The organism is Clostridium sp. CTA-17 (assembly GCF_054767895.1).
This window is the reverse complement of the sequence record NZ_BAAABF010000001.1, coordinates 301,233-327,196: the sequence shown is the minus strand read 5'-3', so window position 1 is coordinate 327,196 and position 25,964 is coordinate 301,233. Positions and strand designations below refer to the sequence as shown.

Below are 25,964 nucleotides of genomic sequence, written 5' to 3'. Positions count from 1 at the left end.
TCCTCCTTTATTCATAATTAACCCATTTTTTCTGAACTTTAAACTGTATTGCTGTAATCATAGCTATTATTAAAAATGTCCATAATACTATTACTGAAGCGTATCCTTTATCGCCTATTTCAAAAGCATGTCTATAAAATAAATATGTTAAAGTTTGAGTGCCCTCTAAAGCAGGATTTCCTTCTCCTATAAGCATATACATAAAGTCAAATTGTTTAAGTGCCGCCATAACCCTTAATACTAAAACAAAGAATAAAGTTGGTGAGACAAGAGGAATTGTTATTTTAAAGAATTGAACTATACTTGAAGCTCCATCTACTTTAGCAGCTTCATAATATGTTTTTGGTATTCCTTGTAAACCTGCTAAAATTAGAATTATATCATATCCAACACTACTCCAAATTGTCACTATTGATATAGATATCATAGCCATAGTTGGATTTGTCAACCAGGAAGGACCTTCTATTCCTACTAAACTTAATAAATAATTTATCAAACCATAATCTGTATTAAATAGCCATTTCCAAACCATTGCTACTGCAGCTGGAGCAACAACTATAGGTAAGAAATATATAGCTCTATATATACTTTTTCCTTTTATCTTTGAGTTAAGTAATGCTGCAAATATAAGTGCCAATAATATTCCTAAAGGTACTGATAAAAGCATATACACTATAGTATTTTTTGTTGCTTGCCAAACAGTAGGATCATTAAAAAATTTTAAATAATTTTCCACTCCTGCCCATGTCATCTTTCCAAAAGCACCAGTCTTATTAAATGATAAAAATATAGTATCAAAAAAAGGTATTACATTTATTATTATAAGGCCTATTATTGTTGGTGCTATAAATGCATATGCCCATAAACTTTCTGAAACTTTATATTTTTCTTTAAATTTAAATTTACTTCTCATAAATACCTACCCCTATCAATTTATATTTAAGAGTCGGTTTTATGCTATATGCATCAAACCAACTCTTAAAAAACTAATATACTTTGATTTTACTCAGTTGCTAAATCTTTAGTCATTTCATCATAAATAACTTTTGAACCTTCTTGAACTGTTATTTCTCCCATCATCATCTTTTTAATCATTTCTCTTTCTGTTTTACCCCATTTAGCTTTAGTTAAAGAAGTAGCAACAGGTACTGAATATTCTTTCATATCCAAAAATACTTGTACATTATGATTTGGATAAGTTTTAACCCATTCTTCTGCAGAACCATTTCTAGCGGAAATAGCAGTTCCATTTGAAGCTTGTAAATCCTGAGCTTCTTCTGATGCTAAAAATGATAAGAATTTTTTAACTTCCTCTGGATGCTTTGTACTTGCATTTCCAACAAAGCTTAACCCATTTATTATACTAGCTCTTTCTTTTCCTTTAGGTAACACTGCAACGTTAAATTTATCAGCTATATCTTTATTAGCTACATATGAGCTCATTCTCCAACTTCCTAAGTAGCTCATTGCTACTTTTCCTGATTGAAATAATGTATCTACATTTGTATCTGCAAGTTGTGCTAAAGTTGGTGAAATATCATACTTATTTGCTAAGTCAACATAAAATTGTAATCCTTCAATTGTATTTGGGTCTGTATATCCTGATTTTCCATCTTTAAGAACGTACCCTCCTGCTTGTGCTATCGGTGGTAAATATCCTTGCTGATCTTCAAGAGCTGCTGCAAATCCATATATTCCTTTCTCTTTATTTGTAAGTTGTTTTGAAACTTCTACAAGTTTGTCCCAATCCCAACTCTCATCTGGATATGGTACATTTGCTTCATCAAAAATTTCTTTATTGTAAACAAGAGCTATTGTGTCAAAATCTTTTGGTACTCCATAAACCGCGCCCTTATAGCTTGCTAAACTAACTAAACTTTCTGGATAATCTTTGTATCCATTAGTTCCTTCTAAATTGCTTAAATCCATTAACATATCATTGCTTGCATATTTTAAAAACTCATTAGTATGCATCCAAAATACATCTGGCAATTCTCCGCCTGTAGCGGCTGCTTCCATCTTAGTCCAGTATTCATCCCAAGGTGTTACTTGAACTTCTACTTCTATATTCGGATTTTTTTCATTAAATTTCTCTACAAGCGACTTCATTCCATCCTCTTGTATTTTATCCCATATACCAAAGGTTAATTTAACCTTTTCTTCTCCTCCACTGTTAGCGCCATTACTATTATTAGCTTGTCCTCCGCATCCTGTCATTCCAAGTGTTAAAATACCTGCTAATAACATAATAGAAAACCTTTTCTTAAACATATTTAATACCCCCTTAAACCTTCTTTACTTGATTATACAAAAATGTGTAATTATAAATAATAGACGTTTTTTAGGTATTTATTGTACTTTTTTTGTAATATTTCTATATGACATAGGAGTTTTTTGTGTATTTTTTTTAAATACTCTATAAAAGTACTGCAAATCACTATATCCAACACTTTCTGCTATAGTTCCTATATCAGCACTGGTATTTTCTAAAAGTTTTTTTGCTTTCATTATCCTAACTTTTGTTATATAAGAAACAACACTCTCACCAATCTCCTTAGTAAATATTGCTGACAGATACGAATAATTTACATTAAATAATTCTGCTAGCTTCTTGACACTAAGATCTTCTGAATAATTTTTTTCTATATACTTTTTCACTTGAACAGGAATATTTTCATTATTAGCTTTTTTTATATTTTTAATTTCATATATCTCCTCAATAAACTTCACTATAAAGTTCACCAAAGCTTCCGTATCTTTAACTTCATAAATATACCTACTTAATCCTATCTTTGAATTTATAAGATTATAAACATCATAACCATATAATTTTATAATTATTTCTATAATTTCATTTAAAATTGTACTTATATAACATTTTGGATTTACATCATATACATTTACCACAAATAAGCTCTCTATAATTAATCTAAGATTTATAAGGTCTCCTCTTTGTATGTATTTTTCAATTAATGCAATTCTCTCTATAATTCCATCTGTAATAATTGAAGTTTTTATTTTGTTATATTTAAAAACATTTCTATCATTTCTGAAAAATCTCATTTGTAAATAATCTTCAGCTTGTTGATATAATTTCTTTTCTATTTTTGAAGATACGTCACTTATTCCTATAGAAACTTCTAATTTAATAAACTTTTTTAAGTTTTCACTAATACTTTGACAGAATTTATAAGTATTATTTTCTAAATTGGTTTCATCCTTATCATAAAAAAATATTATTATCTGATTAGCACAATTTAGACTATCTATCAAATAAAAATTACTTTCTTTGTCCATCTCACTTATTATTTTCTTTGCTGAATATTTAACTAAATTTAAATCATTATAATCAAAGGCTTTTTCTTCATTGTTTTGTAAATTAATATTTAATATAGCAACTGAAAATTTTAATCCTTTTAAATGTTTAACTTCATCAAATTCAGTTATATCGATTTCTCTAAAAATTGCATCTTGAATTAATAATGTAGTGCCTAACTCACTTATAACTTCTTTAGCTCCTTTATATTCATCAAGTATATTTTTTTGTTTTTTCTTATCTTCTATTTCTTTTAATATCTTATTTATTGTTTTCTCAAAAGCACTATCTTCTATAGGTTTAAGCAAGTATCCACTAACCCCCATATTTATAGCTTTTTCAGCATACTCAAATTCACCATATCCACTTATAATAACTATTGGAATCTCTAAATTTTCATCTCTAATTTTCTTAATTAATCCTATTCCATCACATTTAGGCATCTTTATATCAGTTAATATAAAATCCACTTTAAATTCATTTAATATATCAATTGCCTCTAACCCATTACTAGCTACCAAAACATCAAAATTATACTTTTTCTTTAATAAAGCTACTATTCCATTTCTTATAATGACCATATCCTCAACTACTAAAACTCTCAACATATATTATTCCCCCCCAAATAACAAAACCTATGCAATATATGGTAAAGTAACTATTATTTTAGTTCCTTCACCTTCAACTGAATTAATCACAATTCCATAGTTCTCACCAAAACTTAAACTTATTCTTTCTTGTATATTTTTAAGGCCTATTCCTCCTTTACCAACTTCATCAGAGTTATTTCCTAAGCTCTTTTTTGAATATAAATTTTTATTTACTAGATTTAGTACCTCTTCACTCATACCTATCCCATCATCTTGAATAATTATTTCAATATTTTTATAAAAATCTTTTTCTATAACAATAGCACTTATTTCTATACATGCATCTGACTCCCTATCCTTAAAAGCATATTTTATTATATTTTCTATTATAGGTTGTAATATAAACTTAATTACTTTAATATCATATAATTCCTCTTCAATATCATAAAAAACCATTAAATTATATGATAAATGTAATTGTTGTAAATAAATATAATCATTTATATGCTCAATTTCTCTTCCTAAAGTAGTAATATCACTTCCATCTCTATTTATATTGTATCTAAACATCCTTCCTAATTTTTGAGTTATTTCTCTTATTTCTTCTGCGCCATATGTAACTGCTATTGAATTTATAACTTCTAAAGTATTATATAAAAAATGAGGATTAATTTGATATTGTAAAGCTTTAAGATGAGCTTCTTTTGCCTCTAAGCTACATAAATAATTTTCCTTTATCTGAATTTCTAATTCCTTTACCGTATTATTAAATTTACTTTCTAGAATTCCAAATTCATCTTCTGATTTTATTTGTCTATCAACAGTAAAATCACCTTTTTCCAATCTTTCAAACTTACTTAATATACGTTCAACCTTATTTCCAGTATTTTTTGATATAACCCATGCCGCGACAATAGATGCTAAAGCTCCAATTATCATAAATATTATTATGCTGACCCTTGCTTTATTAATAGTACTAAAAATATCTTTTTCTAATATTTCATTGATTAACATCCAATTATTATCTAGTTTAATAAATGATATTACTTTATTGTCAAAATTAATTGTTTTTACACTCTTATTGCTAGCATCTTTATATGCTTTCATTTTATAAACTTCATTGTACGAATCTCCATTTATTACATTCCTATAATCATTATCAATTATTGCATAAACATTTTTATTTTCCTGATCTTGATTGGTATAGTCTGTAATCATTTTTTTATCTATAATAAAAGTTATAATTCCTATCTTTTTAGCATACATAAAATACTTAAATTCTTTGACTAAGTATATTTTATTATCATCATCATAAATACTAGAGATCCAAACAGGTTTATTTTTATTACTTGTAATCTCTTTATATTCTTTCGTACTATAAAATTTACCTCCCGTTAAGAAATCTCTTCTATCTCTTGAACTTTCCTGTTGTTTCTCTTTGCCATAAATTAATGTTTCAGAATCATATAAATCTATAACTATTGAATCTAAATATGGCGTATTATAAATTATGGTATCAAAATACTTATTTAACTTTTCTTTTTCAAAAGTAACTTCAATAGCATCATAATTATTCATATTCATTAAAATATCTAAAATATCTTGATTATTAACAGACATATGCAAATCTTTTTCTAACATTTTCATCCTATAATTTATTCCTAAACTAGTTTGTTCCACGATTTTATTAGATAGTAACTCAACATTTTCTTTCATATTCTTATAAGAAGTGTAATCATAATAAATTGCTATTATAATTACTGGCACTATTACTATAAGAACAAAAATAATCATTATTTTATATCTAATGCTCATAAATATATTTTTAAATCTCAATCTTCTCACCCCTAATCAATACGTTTACATTATATAATATTTTTTATCATTAATAGGTCAAATTTACCATAATAAACCTAATATTAATATACTTTTAACAAATTAACAAAAAAAATCTTAAGTCAAACAACTTAAGATTTTTTTTGTTAATTATATATTATTTTTGCTTTAAAGCATTTTTTACTGTTGATTTATATCCAGAATATGTTGCATAGAAATATCCACCATAGACAATTACCATTATTAAGGTAGTTACTAAGGATGAAGCTCCTATATCTGGCTTATTAAACATAGTTAGGAATCCATTAACAACTTTTATTGCCACTACTGAGTGAACTAAAGCTACAACTAATGGTAATCCAAAATAAATACTTACCTGTGTAAATATTGATTCATTTATCATCTTTTGAGATACACCAATTCTTCTTAATGATTTATATCTATCAATGCTATCACTAGCTTCTGATAATTGTTGAAGAGCAAGTACTGCAGTACTTGAAATTAAGAATATTATTCCTAAGTATATTCCTATGAATAATACTATATTTGTCATTCCATTATTCTCTTCATATATACGTTCCCTTGTATATCCATTTACAAAACCATATTTATCTAAATCCACAATTCCATCTCTATATTCATCAAATAACTTTTGCACTCTTTGTTCTTCTTCCTTAGAATTTTTAGGGAAGTTTATATTTATTTTATTTGAAGTAGGATTTAAATTTGAAAGAACATTATCTGGAACTATTAAAGTAAGCAAGTTATCTGTAATTCCAGTACTTTGAAATGCCTCTTTTATAACTTTTCCTTCTCCAATTAAGGCATTATTAGCAATCTTATATTCCTTACCATCAATTTCTATTTCCTTGTTATTCTTAAGAAGATTTTCTAAAGTACCTTCTAATTCACTTAAGTTAGATGAAATTAATACTTCGTTATTAGCTAAACTTACTGATTTTTCACCACTTAAAGCTCTTATATCATTATATGAACTTACACTTATGGCATTTACACCATACTCAGAAAATGTTGGTGCTAATTTTTCTGCATTTTTTCCATGTGAATTTTTAGTCAATAAACTTTCTAAATTAGTTTTTTCTAGTTTATATTCATTATATGAAACAATTTTATCCTCTGGATTAAATTTAAATCCTAACTCTTTTATTGATTCTTCAGCAGTTTTTATTTTATTATCTTCATTAACATAATAAGTAGCAGATGCGTCAAATGGAGTTGTAGCTTCTAATCCTTTTTCTAAAGCATTTTTAAAGCTTAATCCAGTTGATAATGTACTTATTGTTAAGAATAACATAAGACATATTACTGTCATTGATAAAAAGTTAGTATTTATTTTACTATTCATTTGTCTTAACACAAAAATATTTAATCCTTTTAAGTAAACATTCTTATTCTTTTGTAAAACATATAAAACAAATCCTGCTAAACTAAAGAATAACAGTAATGTTCCTAAAACTCCTAATACTATTGACACTAAGAACATACTATTTGTAGGATCTAATCCAACTTTAATTACTAATTTATACGCAACTCCTAATAATCCTAAAGATATAAAGAATATTATTGCTGTTAATATAGGATTCTTTATTTTTATATCCTCATTCTTCTTAGCAGCTGTTAACATATCTATAAGTTTATATTTTGAAATTACAAAAGTATTAAAAAGCATAACTAAGATAAAAATTATACCAAAGTATAAAATAGTTTTTAAAATAGCATCAGTTGATAATAAGAATTTATAATTGCTTAGAGATACCTCAAATAATTTAGCTGCAAAAGCAGATATTCCTTGAGAAACTATTATACCTACTCCTAAACCTACAACTAATGATATAATTCCTACTAATGCTGTCTCATATGTAAGTATTTTTGAAATTTTGTTTTTTCCCATACCAAGGGTCATATATATACCTAATTCTTTTTTACGTTTTTTAACTAAAAAGTTATTTGCATAAAGAATTAATCCACCTAAAACACAAGATATAAATACAGATATTCCAGATATTAATCCTTGTAATACTTTTATATACTCAGCCTGTCTTTTTCCAAATTCTAAAAAGGCCTTTTGATCTCCTATGGAGTTAAATGCATAGAATATACATACTCCAAGAGTTAATGTTAGAAAGTATATTGAATAATCTTTAAAACTCTTTCTAACATTGTTTAAAGCAATCTTAAAATACATCCCTATCATCCCCTCCAAGAAGTGTTATAACCTCAATAATTCTATCAAAAAATTCTTTTCTTGAATCTGTTCCTCTTACTAATTCATTAAATATTTTTCCATCTTTTATAAATAAAATCCTATGAGCATAGCTTGCTGTGAAAGCATCATGAGTTACCATAAGTATTGTAGCTTCTAAGTCCTTATTTAAACTTTCAAAAGAATCTAAAAGCATTCTAGCTGACTTTGAATCTAAAGCTCCTGTTGGCTCATCTGCTAATATTAATGATGGATTAGTAACAATTGCTCTAGCTGAAGCAACCCTTTGTTTTTGTCCACCTGATATTTGATATGGGAATTTATTTAATATTCCATCTATCCCTAAACTCTTTGCAACTTTTTTAATAAGAGCATCTATTTCCTTAGGCTTTTTACCTTGTATTGTTAATGCTAAAGCTATATTTTCATAAGCTGTTAAGGTATCTAATAAATTAAAATCTTGGAATATGAATCCTAATTCATCTCTTCTAAACTTCTCTAATTGCTTTGATTTTAATTTTGTAATATCCTTTCCATTAATAACTATACTTCCTGTAGTAACATTATCTATAGTTGATATACAATTAAGTAATGTTGTTTTACCACTTCCTGATGGTCCCATTATTCCAACGAACTCACCCTTATCAACCTTAAAGTTAATATTGTCTATTGCTTTTGTTATGTTATCTTTGTTTCCATAATACTTTTCTATATTTTCTACACTTAAAATATTTTTCATATCCTGTTCCTCCTCGTTTCATCTTACAATGTTATTTTATCCTCTTTAATAGAAATCACATATTTATTTATCTTTCATACACCTTACAATTTTGTAAGGTTTCCTTAGAAGAAAATATTTAATAAATAATAGAAGTTCAAATGAGAAAATCATTGTGATATTCAAGATATTATTATAAAAATTACAAAAAAGAAATAACTCTACTTAAATCTTATAAGTAGAGTTATTAATTAACTTAATTTCTTTTATGTAATCTTAAGAAATCATCTTTTAATATCTATATCTATTATATCCACCAAATGAAGTATTATCTTTATCAAACCAAGAATCTAAAAGTTCAAACCAGTTACCAACTTTATTTATTTTTGAATCTAATCCATCTTTACACCATGCTAGTTTTCCATATCCACTTCTTAATCTATAAGCATTAGTGTCTAAAGGATTGTACCATCTTTGAATAGCCCAATGTGGTATTGCTTGTCCTGAATATTGATCATAATAATTTCTATTACCATCAGGAAGGAAAATACTTATACCATTTTTACCTTCTTTGAAATTTTTAAACTCTTTTCCTCCAAATGAATATAAAATTAATTGGTCAACATTTTTCATAACATTCTTTGATAATTTTTTAGTTGTTTCATCAAATTCATTACTTAAGCTAATTTTTTCACATAAATCATATAAATCAAAATATGGATATTCAATCCATTCATATTCATCATATGCTTTAAAATAATGCATAGTTGGTGCATTTTTCCCTGTACCTCTTAAACTTTCAATAGCATCCTTTTTATTATTCTTACTTAAATTTCTAGCTAAAGCATCAACTGATTTTTTAACTTTTTCAATTTTTGAAAGATCGTAGCAACTTAGCTGTTGACTAGTTACTCCATAGCTATTTACAGAATCACGCTGCTCTTCTACAAATAATGCACCAAGTTCATTATTTGTAACAAGTGATGGATTAAATATTTTTTCTTTGCCTCCTAAAGTGGAATCAACTTCTCCATTTTCACCTTTAGTAGATCTTAAACGTGAAAATATTTTGTCATAAGGATATCCATTCCCCCAAACAACTGGAGATGATGCAACAAGTGTTTTTGCTTCAAAACTTCCATTATTAGGTCTATATTGATAAGCTACCTCTGAAGTTCCCATTAAACAAGCATCAAATACTAAAACATCAACAGATTCATCTTTAGTAAGTACATCTGAAAACTCTCCAGTATAAAGACAATCTTTGTTGTTACTATCATCCCAGCATATTGCCTTATTTACAGTACTAGCTATATCTTTATCATCCTTAGCCCCACCACCATGGTTAGACATGATTAACATATACTTATCCGCTTCATAGTTCTTTTTACAGAATTTAATGAATTTTTTTAAAGTATTTGCATCTCCCATGTTAGCTTCATAATTACTTGTAGTAGTTATCTCTGGAAATTCACTTTTTCCACTAATTCTTTCAGCAGAATTTTCACCTATTTTATAAAGTCTTGTGTCTTCAAAATTAGAACCTAACACTTTTGAATCGTTAGAATAACCAGGAATTCTATCAACTAATACTATAATATTTAGATTAGGATTATTTTTATAACCCTCTTTCATTTCTTCAATATCATTAAGTATGTACTCTTCTAGGTTATTATCACAATCAGCATATACCATAACCGTTAGTTTTTTATCACCTTCAGTTTTTTCAGCCTCTTTAATTTTCTCTGATACAGTTTTATGCTTGTGTCTTGGAGCAGCACTTACTGTTGAAGCTCCTCCTAATAGAACGCTACCAATGGTAATAGTAGCCATCAATAATGATAACTTTTTCTTAAACATATACATCCCCCTCTGAAAATTAACATTAAGTTAACATTAAGTTAATACTAATTTAATATTAATTTAATATATGAAATTTTCAATACAATTTGCATAACTGGTCAAAATTTATACATAACTGGTTATAATAATCTATTATTTAAGTTTATAAATATACAAAAAGTATTTAATTTTTCGGGAATATTATGAACAGCTATTAGTTCATATAACAATTCCAATTCTTTCATTCCTTAATATTAAAAATTATACAATCGCAATTATTTACATTTTATTTACATTTATTATATAATCAACCAAATAGGAGGTTGATTATATGTATTACTTTAAAGAATTTACTTACACTTCAAGTAGTTTTCTTATCTTATTAATTATTTATTTAATAAAAGTTTATCCTTCTTATGCCATGGCTAAGAAGGCCAATTTAAAAAATCCTTGGATGATGCTTATACCAATCCTCGGTGAATTACAAATGTTTCACCTAGCTGGTATGTCTTATTGGTATTTTATTCTTACATTTATACCAATTTTAAATATTATTATTACTATAATTGTACTTTATAAAATTTTTAAAAATTTTGGATTCGGATTACTTTCTACAATCATAGGAATAATATTTGCACTTATAGCATTCTGGTATATAGTCCTATCTGATAGAAAGTTTGTAGGATCCATACCTTGGGAATATCAAAATGAATTAGTAGGGTAAATTGCCCTGCTTTTTTTATTCAACTTTAACACCTCTCCTATAACCTCCGTAGAACCTTCTATATATTAACACACAATATAACTATCATTTTTCTCCATAAAAACCTCATGAACGCTATTTTTAGTTAATAGATGATGGAGCCTTGTTTAATCTTCTAGTAACTTTATTTTAGGTTTATCAAAAAAACTTATTTGATTATTTATCATATATTTCACTTCTCTTAATTTCTAAATTTAGATAAAAAAATACCGCATATCCAATATAGAATAATACGGTATAAATAATTCTTTATTTATTAAAGTTCTTATCTATTTTATCTATAACAGTATATGTGCAAAAATAACAGTTGATATTGTAGCCCATCCTATAATCATTATTCCTGCATCTTTACCATTGAGTATGCTTCCTAAAACAAAAAAAATGCAAATACTATAACTATTGCTAATCCAATTGACTTAAAAATCATCTTAAACAATTCCCAATCCCCCATTTATATATGTAATATTTTGTAAATCATATCATTATAATCCATATACTTCAATAGTCTTAATTAGTTATCTAATTGGCTATTATAGTATCTCCTATTGGGAAAATTATGCTAACTTCTGTTCCTTCATTCTCTTTTGAAGTTATTTTTAAGCCTAAGCCTAATTTATCACAAAGATTTTTGCATAGGTATAATCCCATACCTGTAGACTTGGTAAATCTTCTTCCATTTTCTCCAGTAAAGCCTTTTTCAAAAACTCTACCTAAGTCTTTATTAGGTATTCCAACACCATTATCTTTTATTCTAAGAGTTATGCTGTTTTTAGATTTATTTACAAATATTTTGACTCTACTATTTTTAGCACTATATTTTATTGCGTTATTTATAACTTGATTTATTATAAATTCAACCCATTTTTCATCACTATAAACATTGTAATCTAAATCCTCTAAGTCTATAGCTATTCTTTTGTTTATGAAATCCCTAGAATTTTTCTTAATTACATTTCTTACACTTTTCCCTAAGGAAAATTCTTTTACAATATAATCTTTGCTAACATCTGTACTTCTAGCATAATATAACGCTTGATCTATATATTCTTCAATTTTCTTTATTTCCTTTTTAATATTTTCACTAGACTCACTCTCATTATTTTCTAAAATAAGCCTAGTGGAAGCTATTGGAGTTTTTATCTCATGAACCCATGTTTCCACATACTCTCTATAATCTTTTTGCTCAAGTCTATATTTTTTAACATTCTCATGCATATCTTTGTCAGTTTCTTTTAAAACCTCATACAAAAATTTACCATGATAGAAATTTGGTTCTTCTATTACCTCAGGTAGTAAATACTTTTTGTCTAAATTATCTAAAATACCACTTATGTTATCATAAAATTTTTTACTCTTGTAAAAATCTAAAATTATATATGTAAAAAGAGGAATAAACCAAAAACATCCTATTAAAAATATTATTCCTGAACCGACATTGCCTATGAACAATAAAACTGCTATGGTAGCAAAAATTATAAAGTTTACAATTAAAAAGAATATTTTATCCTCAAAGTAATCCCTTAGTTTCATGGCATAATATACCCTAATCCTCTTCTAGTTTCTATGGCTCCTTTTACTCCAACCTCTTCTAATTTTTTTCTAAGTCTAGTTACATTTACTGAAAGTGTGTTATCATCCACAAAAATGTCTGAGTTCCACATATAATCCATAAGATCTTCCCTTGAAACAACATTTCCTTTGTTTTTTAAAAGATGTGATAATATCTTAAGTTCATTTTTAGTTAACTCTTCTTCTTTTCCTCTGCAAGAAATTGTTCCATTAGATAAATTAAGCTTTAAATCACCATATGTTAAAACTTCTTGTTCTGATAAAGAATAGGTTCTTCTAAGTAATGAGGCTATTCTAGCTAATAAAACTTGAGTATTATAAGGCTTTGTTATAAAATCATCAGCTCCTAAATTCATGCTCATAATTTCATCCATATCACTATCTCTACTTGTAACTATTATTATAGGCACATTAGAATCTTTTCTTATTTCTCTACAAATATGATATCCATCAAAATAAGGTAAGTTTATATCTAATAGGATTAAATCTGAATTATTTTCTTTAACATACTCTAATATATTTTCAAAATCTGTTGGAGCTAAAACTTCATAACCATACCTAATAAGAAGTTTTGTAAGTTCTTCTCTTATGGTATCTGTATCTTCAATTATAAGAATTCTCTTCATAATAACCATCCCTTCCATTTAAATAGTGAATATAACTTCTGTTTACATTTATTATATAAAAAAAACTGTATTAAAGCACTTCTTTTTAATTTAAGTTCTCTAATACAGTTATAATTAAAAATACTATTAATTACAAAATATATATTTTCTATAAACTTTTAATCTATAAATTATACAAGATATGCTTCCTTTTAAGATGTTTGATATTGCAATGCTCCACCAAACTCCATTTATGCCTAAAAACTTAACTAAAACTAAGGCCATAGGAATTCTTAACATAGTAAAGATTATACTTATAGCTGATGGTATTTTAGGAAGTCCTAATCCTGAGAATACTCCATTTGATATCATCTCAAAACTACTAAATATCTGAACTATTCCAAGTACTCTTAAATAACTGCTTCCAATTATTATTGTAGCCTCATCCTTAACAAATAATCCTACTAATAATCCTGGAATACAGATAAATAAGGTTGAAACAAGTATTGAGTAGATAGATCCTAAAAGCAAGGCTTTCTTATATCCTTCATTTACTCTATTTAGTTTTTTTGCTCCATAATTTTGTCCTGTAAATCCTGCTATAGCCCCATTTAATCCTCCAATTACCATAAAGCTTACAGATTCTATTTGAAGACCTATTTTCTGAGCTGCTATAGCATCAGCTCCAAAGCTAGCTATAATTCTAGCTAATATAATATTCACCAAGGTAAAAAGTACTCTTTGAGATGCCATAGGAAATCCTAATCTAGCTATTTCTCTTACTTTTTCATAGTTTACTTTCTTTTTTAAATCTATTTTAAATATTCCTTTTCCATAATATATATACATAAAAAACATAAGTATATTGGCTAATAATGTTGCCACTGCCGCTCCAAAAACGCCAAGTTTAAAAACATATATTAATATTGGGTCTAATATCATATTTAAAATTATACCTGTAGCACTTATTTTTAAAGCTAATTTATTATTACCAAAGCTAGCTAATATTCTAGTAAAAAGATAATTAAAAAAGCTAAAGAATAATACTGGGGCACTTACAGCTAAGTATATATAAGAATCTCTTTCAACTAAGGTATCATTTAAATTTAAAAATCCTATGAATCCTTTTCCAAAAACCACTAATACTAATGCATATATTAGTCCTATAAGAAAATTCATTATAAGACCATTTCTTATATAATCCTCTGTCTCTATTTCATTTTTTCTCCCTACTTCATGAGAAACCTTAATTCCAGTCCCCGTAACTACTAAGGCATTTATAGAATATCCTAGTCCTAAAAAAAAGCTTGAAGAGCCAATGCTAGCCACTGCACTACTTCCAAGACCTCCAACCCAAAACATATCTATAAGCCCATAAGCAAACTGAAGGAATGAACTTCCCATAATAGGAAGAGCTAAGGTGGTAAGGACACTTAGTACATTACCCTTGGTTAAATCTATTTTCTTCATTTACCCTTTCTCCTATTTAAATTTGCCCATTTTTTATACGACTTACTAAATCTTCTACCTTTTCTTTTATTTTATCTCTTGTGTATATAAACTCTTCATCACTCTTTCCACTTGGATCATCTAAGCCCCAATCTTCCCTATGTTTGCAAGGTAATGTTGGACAAGAAACATTGCATCCCATAGTTATAACTATATCTACCTCTGGAATTTCTCTTAATAATTTTGGTCTTTGAGTTAATTCCATATCCACTCCAATTTCTTTCATTATTCTAACAGCATCTTGATTTATTTTATTTCTTTCCTCAGTACCTGCGGAATAACTTTCAAAAATATTTAATCCCAGTATTTTCCCAAAGGCTTCTGCCATTTGTGATCTACAAGAATTGTGTACACATATAAATGCTACTTTTTTCATAATTCTTCCCCTTTTACTAAACTATTTTTCATAATAAACTAATATCTTTTTAAACATTTTAATTCTGATTAATTTAAAATAATTTTCACCATTTATTATATTTTCTAAATAGTTCATACTAATCTAAAGATGTTATTATTTCCATAAGAAATAATATAGATTTATTTGCATTATTTAAATTTAAACTATAATGATTCCAAGTTCCTTCTTTTCTACATTTAACAAGGCTACATTCACTTAAAATTTTCATATGATGTGATAGTGTAGATTGAGATATATCGAAAAATTTCAATATTTCACAGGCACACTTTTCTCCACTTGATAACAAATCTATTATTTTTAATCTATTTGAATCTCCTAAAGCTTTAAAAACCCTTGAATTTATTTCAAACTTATCCTCCATATTTCTTCACTTCCTAATACTAAAACTTTTATAACTATATTTCATTATAGCTATATATCGATAATTGTCAATGTTATGCATTTTAAACTTAGGGAATAATTCTTAAAATATATTTATAGTTTTTATTTCATTTTTAAATCTCCAATTTTAAAAAAACTAAAAAAAGTTGCAAAGTTAAATTAACTTATACAACCTTTTTATTTCTCCTTTTATGGAATTTTTAGAAAAATTATTACTATGAATTGTTATCTCTTACACATTATGCAAACCGTTGTTTCCTTATTTGTTGAATATAAATGAACTTGTCTTACTTGATTATGAAGCATTACCTATGTTGGTATTTACTTATTTTGTAGTTACATTTTTTATTATCTTCTATGCATAATTCCTTTAGAACTATTTAATAATACTTCCACATAATTCTTATTCATATAAGGTAAATTTATTTCCTCTGAATTTTCACTATAATAATCAATTACAATTTTGCCTATATTATTTTTTTCTTGTATGGGATTTGTATTAAAGCCTACAGCTTGTATGTCCTTTCCCTTAAGAATATGTATTGTTCTAAAAAATCCTCCTGTTACTGCACGAACTTTATTTTCATCAACCTTAAGATTTATATTTCTTCCTTTTAAAATTGATGAAGGAATTATTATAAAACTAATTATATTAATAAGCCATACCCATTTTATTGGTAATATTAAATATGCTACTAAAGATATAAGGAATACTATTAAAACTGGTTTTATAATCATAAATATCTTCCCATGTCTTATTCCTTCTCCCTCATTTTCTATGCTCCACTGAGGTATAAATTCTCTTATTATATTTTGAACTTCTTTAGAATTTCCTATGGGATACATTATTATCTGCTCTTTTCCCTCTCCAGAATAGCCTTTTATAACTACATTTATTTCATATCTTTTTAAAAGTTGTCTCAAAGGATTTGATTTTAGTTTTATAAGCTTTATACTATTTTCCTTAAAAGAAAATTCCTTTGTGCTAAAGAGTCCATATTTTATTTTTATATTTTCTCCTTCTTTTGAAAGAGTAAAATTATAATATTTTATAAAATAATATACTGTAGCTATAGCTTTTAATATAATTAAAGCTACGAATAATCCAACTATTGCAAATATAATCCCTATTTTTGAAGCCTCATTTGCAATATATCCATTTATAACACTATCCACATACTCTGAATTTATAAATTTTTCAATCTTACCCCAAGCATTAAATATAAAAATAATAGCTATAAATAGATTAAAGCTTGTAAATCCATATAAAATTAAATCTTTATTGCTTATTTTCTTTTCTTTAACATTTACTTCTTCACTATTATTTATATGTACCTTTTCACTCTCATTTATATTTTTCCTATTATTTAAATTACTCTCATAATCCTCTTTTAACTTTTCAAATTCAGAATCTAAAAAACTTTTTCTAAGTATATTCTCCTCTAAGTCAAAGCCTTCACTTACTTCATTATTAAGCTCTTTGTTAGCTCCAAAGGCAAAGCTCTTAAGCAAAGCTATATCTTCATTACTTAAGCTCATTTTAATATCTTCTTCTCCAACCTCTCTAGAGGGACTTTCAATTTTTACAATCTTATATCCTAAAATCATCTCTATTAAGTTTTGTGAAATATCCATAGATTTAAAGCTCTTCTTTGGAATTATTGTAGTTTTTTTAGAAAAAATCCCCTTATGATAATAAGCTTCATCTCCTTTTAAAATCATATACTCCCTATTCCACTTAAGGATTGAAACTATAATTGCTAAAAGTACTACACCTATTATGACTATGTAAAACCATTGCTTTAAAAGCACTACAAATATAACTGCTAACCCCAAATCACTTATTATTTCTTTAACTATATTATAAAGTAAACTTCTTACACTATTTTTTATTTTTATTTCCCTGTTATTAAGGCTCTCTTTTTCATAATTACATTGATTTATTTCTTTATTATCTAATTTTTCATTCATAATTATGCTTCAAGCTCCTCTCTAACATTCTCATTAATCTTAACTCTTAAAAACTCTCTAATCTTTTCAACTTCCTCTTTATCAAGATTAGGAATCTTATAACTTCCTCCAGCAGTTCCTATCTTTACATCTGCTAAATTAAACTTTCTATTTACTGGCCCTTCACTTAAGTTTATATTCTGAATTCTAACTATAGGAATAGTTACACTTCTTTTGAAAAAAACTCCCTCAGTAAAGAATATCTCTTCCTCATCTATTCTGTAACTCCACTGTTTGTATTCAAAAAAAGGCTCAATATAAGTGCTTAAAGCTGTTAACCCTATAATTATAAAGCTTAAAATATTCACTATTTTCATGTGATTATTCAAAATATAATCAGCCCATTGAATCTCCATTTTAGGTAAAACAAATACAATTCCTAAGTAAATAACCACTAAAACAATTAACCCTATTGTTCTCCCTAAAATCCATGACTTAATAGCTTTATTGCTTAGCTTTTTGTCCATTAGTCCATCCCCCATTCAAATTTTGTTAACTTTTCCTTAAAATATCATAACTAGTCTTATTAAGTCAATTTAAAACCTAAGAATTAAGCAAAGTTTAAGAAAGAATCTATTGTAATATAAAAAATCACCTTCCTAAGTATTTAATAGAAGCTTTTTTCTTCTATATACCTAAGAAAGTGATTAAACTCTATCTTTTTGTCTTTTAAATATAAATATTAAATATAATATTGTGCTTGAGCACTATACATAGTTTCATACTCATTGCCTTTATCTTTTACAAGTTCATCATGAGTTCCATATTGAATAAGTTTTCCTTTTTGAAATACTGCTATGTTGTCACAAAATCTACAGCTAGATAATCTATGAGAAATATATATTGTTGTCTTTTTTCCTATAAGCTCATTGAACTTACTATATATTTCATACTCAGCTTTTGGATCTAAAGCTGCCGTTGGCTCATCAAGGATTACTATTGGTGCATCCTTATAAACTGCCCTAGCTATGGCTAATTTCTGTGCTTGTCCCCCAGAAAACTCTATTCCACCTTCATCAAAGTTTTTATATACAGGAGTATTTATTCCCTTTGGTAACTTTTCTAAGTCTTTTCCAAAGCCACTCTTTATTAGAACCTCTTCTATTTCCTCATCCTTAACCTTATTAAAATCATTTAAAGCTATATTTTCCTTAATTGAAAAGGACATTAGTTTAAAATCTTGAAATACTACTGATAGAAGTTTCATATATTCATCATAATCATATTCATTTATATTAACTCCATTTAATAGAATTTCACCCTCTGTTGGATCATAAAGCCTTGCTAAAAGCTTTATAAAAGTGGTTTTTCCAGCACCATTTAATCCAACTACTGATAACTTTTCACCCTCATTTATTTTTATTGAAACATTTTTTAAGGTGAATTCTTTACTTCTTGGATATTTAAAGGATACATCTTTAAATTCAATATTAACCTTTTCTAAATTTCCAATCTTCTTACCTTCTTTAGTGTGTTTAGATTCTATATTTTCAAATTCCATAAAAGCCTGAAGATATCTACACATTTGTCTTACCATTACATAACTTCTAAAAAGATTAGATATGGAGTTACTAAAATTTATTGCAGCATTAGTGTACATAGTAAAGTCACCAATTCCTATACTATTTATTAAAACTCTATAAGTTATATATCCATAAACTATAACCATTTGTAATTGTAATACTATTTCATTGAATCCTTCATACTTACCTACTTTACTAAATATCTTAATAAATGCATTGGTGCTATTTATATTAAACTGATCTAATTTCTTTACAAATAAAGGGGCTACATTATAAAGTCTTATATCTTTACCTGCTGAAAAATCATTTATTGTATTAATATAATATCCAAACTCCCTATTTAGTGGAATTAAGGAATCAAAAAATTTATGCTGTAACCTTTGAGATTTCTTATACATAAATGAACTTAAGAGAACAATTAAAATTATTAGGGCTATAATAATCCAATCTAGGGTTAAAATAAGACCTATTAATCCAATTACTTTAAATATCTCTGTTAATCCCTTAGATATATTGTAGGTAAGTTGCCAAATAGCTCCCTGATTTCTTATGGGAAATAAGGCTCTTTCCTTTAAGTTTAAAATCTCTGGATCTTCAATATTTTCAAAATCCAAGTCCATAACTTTCTTTCCTATAAGCAAATCAAATCCTGCTACTACCTCTTCATTTTTAATATTACATTTTTTCTCTAAAACTCTATTTATTAAGTTTAATACTCCATTACCTATTACAGTTAATAAAACTAATAAAATAAGAACCTTTATTCTTCTCGCTCCTAAAAGTTCATCTATAATATACTTTGGCATTATTATATTTAAGAAAGGAACTGCTGCTGCAAATAAAGATGAAAAGAATAAGGTTGGTATATAGGTCTTTGATATTCCATGAGCTAATTTTAAGAAATGCTTTATTATATATAAATCACTTGTGTACTTTTCTTTATTCTCCATTATGCTAAAGCCCCACTTTCTTCTTTATAATATTGTGCTTGTATATTAAACATATCACTATACTTACCATTTTTCTTTAATAATTCCTCATGAGTTCCATACTCAACAATTTCACCATTTTCAAAGAAGGCTATAACATCGCAAAACTTTGTACTTGCAAGTCTATGAGATATATAAATTGCTGTTTTATCTCCAATTAGCTCATCAAATCCCTTATAAATATTATATTCTGCTACAGCATCTAAAGCTGAGGTTGGTTCATCTAAGATTACTATTTTTCCATTTTTATACAAGGCTCTAGCTAGGGCTAACTTTTGATTTTCTCCTCCTGATAATTCAACCCCTTCTCCATCTAAAATTTTTAAAAGAGAGGTATCTATTCCCTTTTGAAGAGAATTTATTTTATCTCCTACTCCAGCCTTTTCTATGCAATGTAAAACTTTTTCTCTATCAACATCTTCTAAATTCTCTAGAGAAACATTTTCTGCCACAGTAAATGCAAAGGTTTTAATATCTTGAAAAACTACTGATAAGATTTTATAATATTCTTCCTTAGAAAAACTTTGTATGTTTACCCCATTTATTAAAATCTCTCCGCTTGTTGGCTCATAAAGTCTACATAAAAGTTTAACAAAGGTTGTTTTACCTGCTCCATTAATTCCAACAATAGCAAGTCTTTGCCCCTTTTTAATCTTTAATGAAAGATTTTTATAAATATATTTATCTGTTTTTGGATATTTAAATGATACATTTTTAAATTCTATTTCATAAGAACTATCAATAGGTATATCCCTAGTTTTTTCTTTATCTTCACTCTTAATTTCTAAAAACTCTCTCATATCATCTAAATACATATTTTGTGCCTTAATATGTGCTAAGTCATCTAATATACCTTTCATCCAATCTCCAAAGCCATTTATTGTTGAAAAATACATTGTGAAATCCCCTATGCCCATTCCAGTAAAAAGCACATTATATATTAAATATCCATAAACTACACATTCTCTTATTACAAGAAGTACTACATCAACAATCTTAACATTTAATTGTTTTCCTTGGACGTCCCTAGATATATCTATTCTCTCTCCCCTAAATTTCTTAAATTTTTCAATGAGTATATTTTTTAAGTCATATATTCTTATGTCTTTACCATAGGCAAAATCATACATTGTATCAAAGACATAGAAAGTTCTTCTATCCTTATCAGCAGCCTTTTCTTTTTGGCTATACTCATACTTTTTAACCCTCATAGTTAAAGCATAGCTTATTAAAACATTTATTATTAAAAATAATAAAATCCATGGACTTAAAAATAATACTATAGATATATATCCCACAAAGGCAGTTAACTTTCCAAAGAGTCCTAAAATTGTGTGATATACTCCTTCAACCCCTGTATTATTACTCATAACTGCATTCATAACACTTTTTATTTTATTTAGAACCTCAGGATCTTCCGTATTTTTAAAATCCATTTTCATTATTTTCTCACTTATCATGGTCATATAGTCACATCTAATTTTAGTAACCCTAGGACTATATACACATCTAAGCCAAGCTATAGAGTAGTTCATAACTGAAGATAAAAGAAAAAATCCAATTAAAGTCATTAAGATTATTTCTACTCTTCTCTGTCCTAATAGCTCATCAATCAAAAATTTTGGTAAAAAAATTCCTAGAAAAGGTGAAATAGATGCCAAAATAGTATAAACACCACATTGCGCAAACAAAACCTTATCCTGACTCCAAGCATATCCCATAATATACTTGAGATTACTTAAAAGAGTACCCTTTTTCTTATTACCCCTCATAAATTCCATCTCCTAATTCCAATTAAACCCACTTATTTCTCATCTTTAGCTCTAATTTATTAAACTATATTTTTTAACCCTCTCCTTTACCCTATCTAAATTTATTTTTTGTACTACCACAGCAATTTCATCTAAGTCTATCTCCTTTCCTTCACTAACTAAATAATAAAAACAAACCCCTAACTTTCTTTTTATTATTAAGATCATTTCTTCTTCAATTCTTCCATATTCCTTTTTTAAAGCAAGTGATATATCCCTTGCCTCATCTCCATTAATGATTCCACTTAATATTAAATCCTTATATATTAATAAAGAAAATAAGCTAATCTCATTATAATTTTCTTCTCTTCCAGAAAAATCATCAAACATATTTAATACAGTTTCTGAAACAATATTATGCTCTAATATATAACTTCTTTTTAAATATACATTTTTAATAGAATTATTTGAAAATCTTTCTGCTAATTCATCTAATGAAGCCTCATCTTTAAGCTCTATTATGTTGTTTATCCTAGCTATAATTTTTTCTTTAGGGAAAAAGGTCTCTTGTCCAGTAGAAACACTCTTTTTTATAAACCACTCTTCTGGAATTAAATTTTTTCTTTTCCATCTATATAATTGTCCATATGATATATTCATCAGGACTAATAAATCTTTTTTTGAAATTAATTCTTCATGCATACTTTCTCACCTACTATGCTTTTTTCATCTGTTATATTCAATTCTCCTGTATATTCTATTTTTCCTATTTCACATCCTCTCCCTATAGTAATATTCTCACCCCTAACAATCTTACATTTAGTATTTTCTAGAGTAATTTTATCACCTTCAATAATATCACAATTTATAAAACCATCTGAAGAGAAAGAAAACTTTAAAAACATAAACTTTTTCTTCTGTTCAGATTTAATAGTAATTTCTTCCCCACCAATTTCTTTTATATATGACTCTCCTTCTGGTACTATATTTATCTTATCTGCAGCTAAAAGTTCATTTATTCTTATATAGCCAAAGCTATTAAACTCTTCACCTTCACAATTCCCATTTATTTCACAACTTCCTCTAGAAATCATATTTTCAAAACTTACATTTCCACTAATGGAACTTCCTCCATTCAATATAATTTCCTTTCCTGTTAAATCTTCTTTAAATATCCCTGATCCATTTACTTTTAATATATCCCTTGACTTTACTGTTCCATTACAAGACATACTACCTGAACATTTAATTTCTTTTGTAATTATATTTCCTTGAAAATCTCCACTTCCACTTACTTTAATATCATTAGCCTTTATATTTCCTAAAATTTGACCTGATCCTGCCACTTTAACATTATTATATTCTCCTTGTGATATACTTCCAGAACCTAATATCTTAACATCATTTAAATTCTCTTTGTTTTCCATAAAACTAAATCCTCCTTTTATGAAATTAATTAGAAATCCTATTCAATTGATTTAAATTAAAATTTTCTCCTTAACCAAACTCTTTTCATCTATCTTAAACTCTCCTGAATATTCAATTCTCTCTATTGTACAATTTTTTCCTACAATTATATTCTTTCCTCTAACAACCTTTGCTCTAGTATTTTCAATCTCTATATTATCTCCTTCTATAAGGTTACAAGTCAGTTGATTTTTTTGTTTATAATTAAAAATCCATAATTTAAAATTATTATCTTTTCCAGATTTAATTTTTATATTTTCTCCACCAATTTCATTTATACTAGATTGTCCTATTAATCTTATATCAATATCATCTGCTGAAAGTAATCCATCAATTCTTAATTTGCCTTCGCCACAAATTTTTCTTCCTTCACAGTTATTTATGCATTTGATATATCCTCCAAATTCAAGTAAATCAAAATTTATTTCATTTAAACAAATAAAATAACCAGCAATATTTAACCTATTGGTAACTATATTCTTTTCACCTTTAAACCTTCCAGAAACCCCAATATTTTCAGTAGCATTCAAATTTCCTAAAGCTTTAAAAGAACCTGATATTACCATCTCCCTAAATTCCATATCTCCTAAAGCCTTTGCCATACCAGATACGTTAATATTATTAGCTTTAACATCCCCAATTACTTTTCCTCTACCAGATATATTTATATTGTTATAATCTCCACCTGTAACTTTTCCTGATCCAGATATATCTATATTATTAGACATTGTATCAACACTCCCTTCAATAAAACATTGTTACGTTGATATGTAAAATATAAAAAGATTTTTATTTTAATTTAAAGATTAATCAATAAATTAATGAAACATTGTTACGAACACTATTAAAAAATATAAACTTCTTTATATTTTTAGTATATACAACATACCATGTTTTGTAAATACCTTACCGCAACATTTTTGTAAAAATATAGAACTGTATCAAAATATCGTAATAAAACTTATTTTGATACAGTTCATATTATAAAATTGCTATTCTATTTCATAAACTCTTGTGTAGCATAATATGTATTTCCTATTTTATAAACTCCTACCCCAATAGAAGTAAAGTTAGGAGAAAGTATATTAGCTCTATGTCCTGATGAGTTCATCCAATTAGTCATAAATTGGTTAGCTATATTTGAATCTCCTGAATATCCACTTATGTAAGCTATATTCTCTCCCCATGCGTTATATGAAACTCCATCAGCTTTCATTTTAGCTGTTATTAATTGTCCATTTGGATCTTCATGTGAAAAATATTTTCTCACTCCCATATCCTCTGACTTAATACGAGCATATTTTTGCATAGTGTTACTATAACTTAAAGGAGCAACCCCTGCCTTAGCTCTTTCTTCATTAACCTTATTGAATATCATTTGTTCAATTTGAGTTGCATAAGAACTACTATTATTTGATTGTTCTACTGGTTTCTCAACTTGATTTTCTACAGGCTTATTTTCTTGTTTTTGCACAGATTCCTTATTAGTTTCTTTCTCTACTTTATTATTTTCAACTGGTTTTTCTTCTTGTTTATCCTTTGAAGGATTTGCCTCTTTATTGTCACTTTGTGCAACTTCTTTATTTTCATTATTTGATTGAATAATCTCTAACTTTCCATTTTCATAATTAGATTCTACCTTTGTCTCTTCATCTTGTGGAGTATTTTTAACACTCTCTTCTTTTTTAGTAGTATCTGTTACTTTATCCTTAGAAAAATTCTTACTTATATTCTCAAAAACTTTAGTAAAAGGATTACTGCTTAAAATATTAGTTTCTTCCTTGGATTCCTCTCCTTGTTGTGCTTCTACCTTTTCTGAACTTTCATTTGAAACACTTTGATTAGCTTGTACATTTTTATGAGATATATTATTACTATTAAAATATCTCACCCCAGCACCTCCAGAACATAATCCTAAAGATAATAATATAGAAATTAAAAATTTACTCATGTTTTTCCCTCCTAGTTATCCTTTGTTTTTCCTAATAAGTATAACTAAAATCCTTTTAGTCTTTCTTTGTAGAGGCTATTACTACTTAAATAATTTATTATATTTAAGTAAGAATAAAACTAAAAATCATTTAGCTATTAAATAAAAAAAGTGTTCTATCTTAACTACCTCTATATGTATAAGTCATCTTGGCTTTTACATCTTCTTGTAACCTTTAAGATCAACACTTTTTTCTAGCTTAGGAATGAATAAATTATAAAGTCTTGTCCATAGACTTTAAATGAATTATATATGAATATTTAATCAATCTCCAGTTTTTCTCCTAAAATTCCCCAATATTATTACTGGTTATAAAGTAAAAATAACTCTACAATAATAAATTATTCACCTCCCCCCTATTTTTTCCTATTAATTCCTATATAAATTATAAGGATATTTGTTCTTAATTTAGCTAATAATATTAATGGACCCTCTTACTCTTAAAAATTATAATTTCGACAGT

21 protein-coding genes are annotated in these 25,964 nt (G+C 26.9%); 1 reads left to right on the top strand and 20 read right to left on the bottom strand.

The window, feature by feature from the left end; all coding sequences use genetic code 11:
- Positions 1-7 precede the first annotated feature (7 nt).
- The 7 genes from ACYUCG_RS01400 to cloSI all read right to left on the bottom strand — a co-directional run bounded on the left by ACYUCG_RS01400 (position 8) and on the right by cloSI (position 10,544).
- Positions 8-913 carry a carbohydrate ABC transporter permease gene (locus tag ACYUCG_RS01400; protein ID WP_003455692.1) on the bottom strand — a complete coding sequence of 302 codons (906 nt, stop codon included), beginning with the start codon at positions 911-913 and terminating at the stop codon, positions 8-10.
- An 89-nt stretch (positions 914-1,002) separates the two neighbouring features.
- Positions 1,003-2,271 carry an ABC transporter substrate-binding protein gene (locus ACYUCG_RS01395; RefSeq protein WP_315632056.1) on the bottom strand — a complete coding sequence of 423 codons (1,269 nt, stop codon included), beginning with the start codon at positions 2,269-2,271 and terminating at the stop codon, positions 1,003-1,005.
- Between the two features lie 78 nt (positions 2,272-2,349).
- Entirely contained in the window at positions 2,350-3,924 is a 1,575-nt protein-coding gene (locus tag ACYUCG_RS01390) for a response regulator transcription factor (RefSeq protein ID WP_460267906.1), read from the bottom strand.
- Between the two features lie 27 nt (positions 3,925-3,951).
- Positions 3,952-5,751 carry a sensor histidine kinase gene (locus tag ACYUCG_RS01385; protein WP_283704150.1) on the bottom strand — a complete coding sequence of 600 codons (1,800 nt, stop codon included), beginning with the start codon at positions 5,749-5,751 and terminating at the stop codon, positions 3,952-3,954.
- A 148-nt stretch (positions 5,752-5,899) separates the two neighbouring features.
- On the bottom strand, positions 5,900-7,948 hold the full coding sequence (locus ACYUCG_RS01380) for an FtsX-like permease family protein (RefSeq protein ID WP_460267905.1): 2,049 nt from the start codon (positions 7,946-7,948) through the stop codon (positions 5,900-5,902).
- Positions 7,938-8,705 carry an ABC transporter ATP-binding protein gene (locus ACYUCG_RS01375; protein ID WP_078233470.1) on the bottom strand — a complete coding sequence of 256 codons (768 nt, stop codon included), beginning with the start codon at positions 8,703-8,705 and terminating at the stop codon, positions 7,938-7,940. Before ACYUCG_RS01375 ends, ACYUCG_RS01380 begins: the two co-directional genes overlap by 11 nt.
- A 270-nt stretch (positions 8,706-8,975) precedes the next feature.
- A complete protein-coding gene (gene cloSI / locus ACYUCG_RS01370) occupies positions 8,976-10,544 on the bottom strand; it encodes a clostripain (RefSeq protein WP_078233469.1) in 1,569 nt (522 codons plus the stop codon).
- A gap of 313 nt (positions 10,545-10,857) precedes the next feature.
- Between cloSI and ACYUCG_RS01365 the strand changes: the two genes are divergently transcribed.
- Positions 10,858-11,250, top strand: coding sequence for a DUF5684 domain-containing protein (locus ACYUCG_RS01365; RefSeq protein WP_078233468.1), 393 nt, complete (start codon positions 10,858-10,860; stop codon positions 11,248-11,250).
- 558 nt (positions 11,251-11,808) lie between these two features.
- On the opposite strand, the gene ACYUCG_RS01360 is transcribed toward ACYUCG_RS01365, so the two are convergent.
- From ACYUCG_RS01360 to ACYUCG_RS01300, 13 genes are all read right to left on the bottom strand, one after another.
- Entirely contained in the window at positions 11,809-12,819 is a 1,011-nt protein-coding gene (locus ACYUCG_RS01360) for a sensor histidine kinase (protein WP_460267904.1), read from the bottom strand.
- A complete protein-coding gene (locus ACYUCG_RS01355) occupies positions 12,816-13,484 on the bottom strand; it encodes a response regulator transcription factor (protein ID WP_224380701.1) in 669 nt (222 codons plus the stop codon). Before ACYUCG_RS01355 ends, ACYUCG_RS01360 begins: the two co-directional genes overlap by 4 nt.
- A gap of 126 nt (positions 13,485-13,610) precedes the next feature.
- Complete coding sequence (locus tag ACYUCG_RS01350) at positions 13,611-14,933, bottom strand: MATE family efflux transporter (RefSeq protein ID WP_283683900.1); 1,323 nt, start codon at positions 14,931-14,933, stop codon at positions 13,611-13,613.
- 16 nt (positions 14,934-14,949) lie between these two features.
- Positions 14,950-15,348: an arsenate reductase ArsC gene (locus ACYUCG_RS01345; protein ID WP_279880306.1), complete on the bottom strand. Its 399-nt coding sequence runs from the start codon at positions 15,346-15,348 to the stop codon at positions 14,950-14,952.
- 118 nt (positions 15,349-15,466) lie between these two features.
- The gene (locus ACYUCG_RS01340; protein ID WP_060669892.1) at positions 15,467-15,751 is read right to left on the bottom strand and encodes an ArsR/SmtB family transcription factor; all 285 of its coding nucleotides are present in this window, start codon (positions 15,749-15,751) and stop codon (positions 15,467-15,469) included.
- A 368-nt stretch (positions 15,752-16,119) separates the two neighbouring features.
- A complete protein-coding gene (locus ACYUCG_RS01335) occupies positions 16,120-17,742 on the bottom strand; it encodes a PH domain-containing protein (RefSeq protein ID WP_283683904.1) in 1,623 nt (540 codons plus the stop codon).
- Positions 17,743-17,744: 2 nt separating this feature from the next.
- Positions 17,745-18,248: a PH domain-containing protein gene (locus tag ACYUCG_RS01330; protein WP_283679006.1), complete on the bottom strand. Its 504-nt coding sequence runs from the start codon at positions 18,246-18,248 to the stop codon at positions 17,745-17,747.
- Between the two features lie 215 nt (positions 18,249-18,463).
- Positions 18,464-20,254 (bottom strand): ABC transporter ATP-binding protein, encoded by a 1,791-nt coding sequence (locus ACYUCG_RS01325; RefSeq protein ID WP_283683906.1) that lies wholly within the window; start codon positions 20,252-20,254, stop codon positions 18,464-18,466.
- Positions 20,254-22,065, bottom strand: a complete 1,812-nt coding sequence (locus tag ACYUCG_RS01320) for an ABC transporter ATP-binding protein (RefSeq protein WP_240297849.1) — start codon at positions 22,063-22,065, stop codon at positions 20,254-20,256. The genes ACYUCG_RS01325 and ACYUCG_RS01320 overlap by 1 nt, the downstream gene beginning before the upstream one ends.
- 51 nt (positions 22,066-22,116) lie before the next feature.
- The gene (locus ACYUCG_RS01315; protein ID WP_415302514.1) at positions 22,117-22,746 is read right to left on the bottom strand and encodes a DUF4004 family protein; all 630 of its coding nucleotides are present in this window, start codon (positions 22,744-22,746) and stop codon (positions 22,117-22,119) included.
- Entirely contained in the window at positions 22,731-23,471 is a 741-nt protein-coding gene (locus ACYUCG_RS01310) for a cell shape determination protein CcmA (protein ID WP_164787281.1), read from the bottom strand. Before ACYUCG_RS01310 ends, ACYUCG_RS01315 begins: the two co-directional genes overlap by 16 nt.
- Positions 23,472-23,522: 51 nt before the next feature.
- A complete protein-coding gene (locus ACYUCG_RS01305) occupies positions 23,523-24,239 on the bottom strand; it encodes a hypothetical protein (protein ID WP_060794400.1) in 717 nt (238 codons plus the stop codon).
- 269 nt (positions 24,240-24,508) lie between these two features.
- Positions 24,509-25,462: a CAP domain-containing protein gene (locus ACYUCG_RS01300; protein ID WP_460267903.1), complete on the bottom strand. Its 954-nt coding sequence runs from the start codon at positions 25,460-25,462 to the stop codon at positions 24,509-24,511.
- Positions 25,463-25,964: the final 502 nt, after the last annotated feature.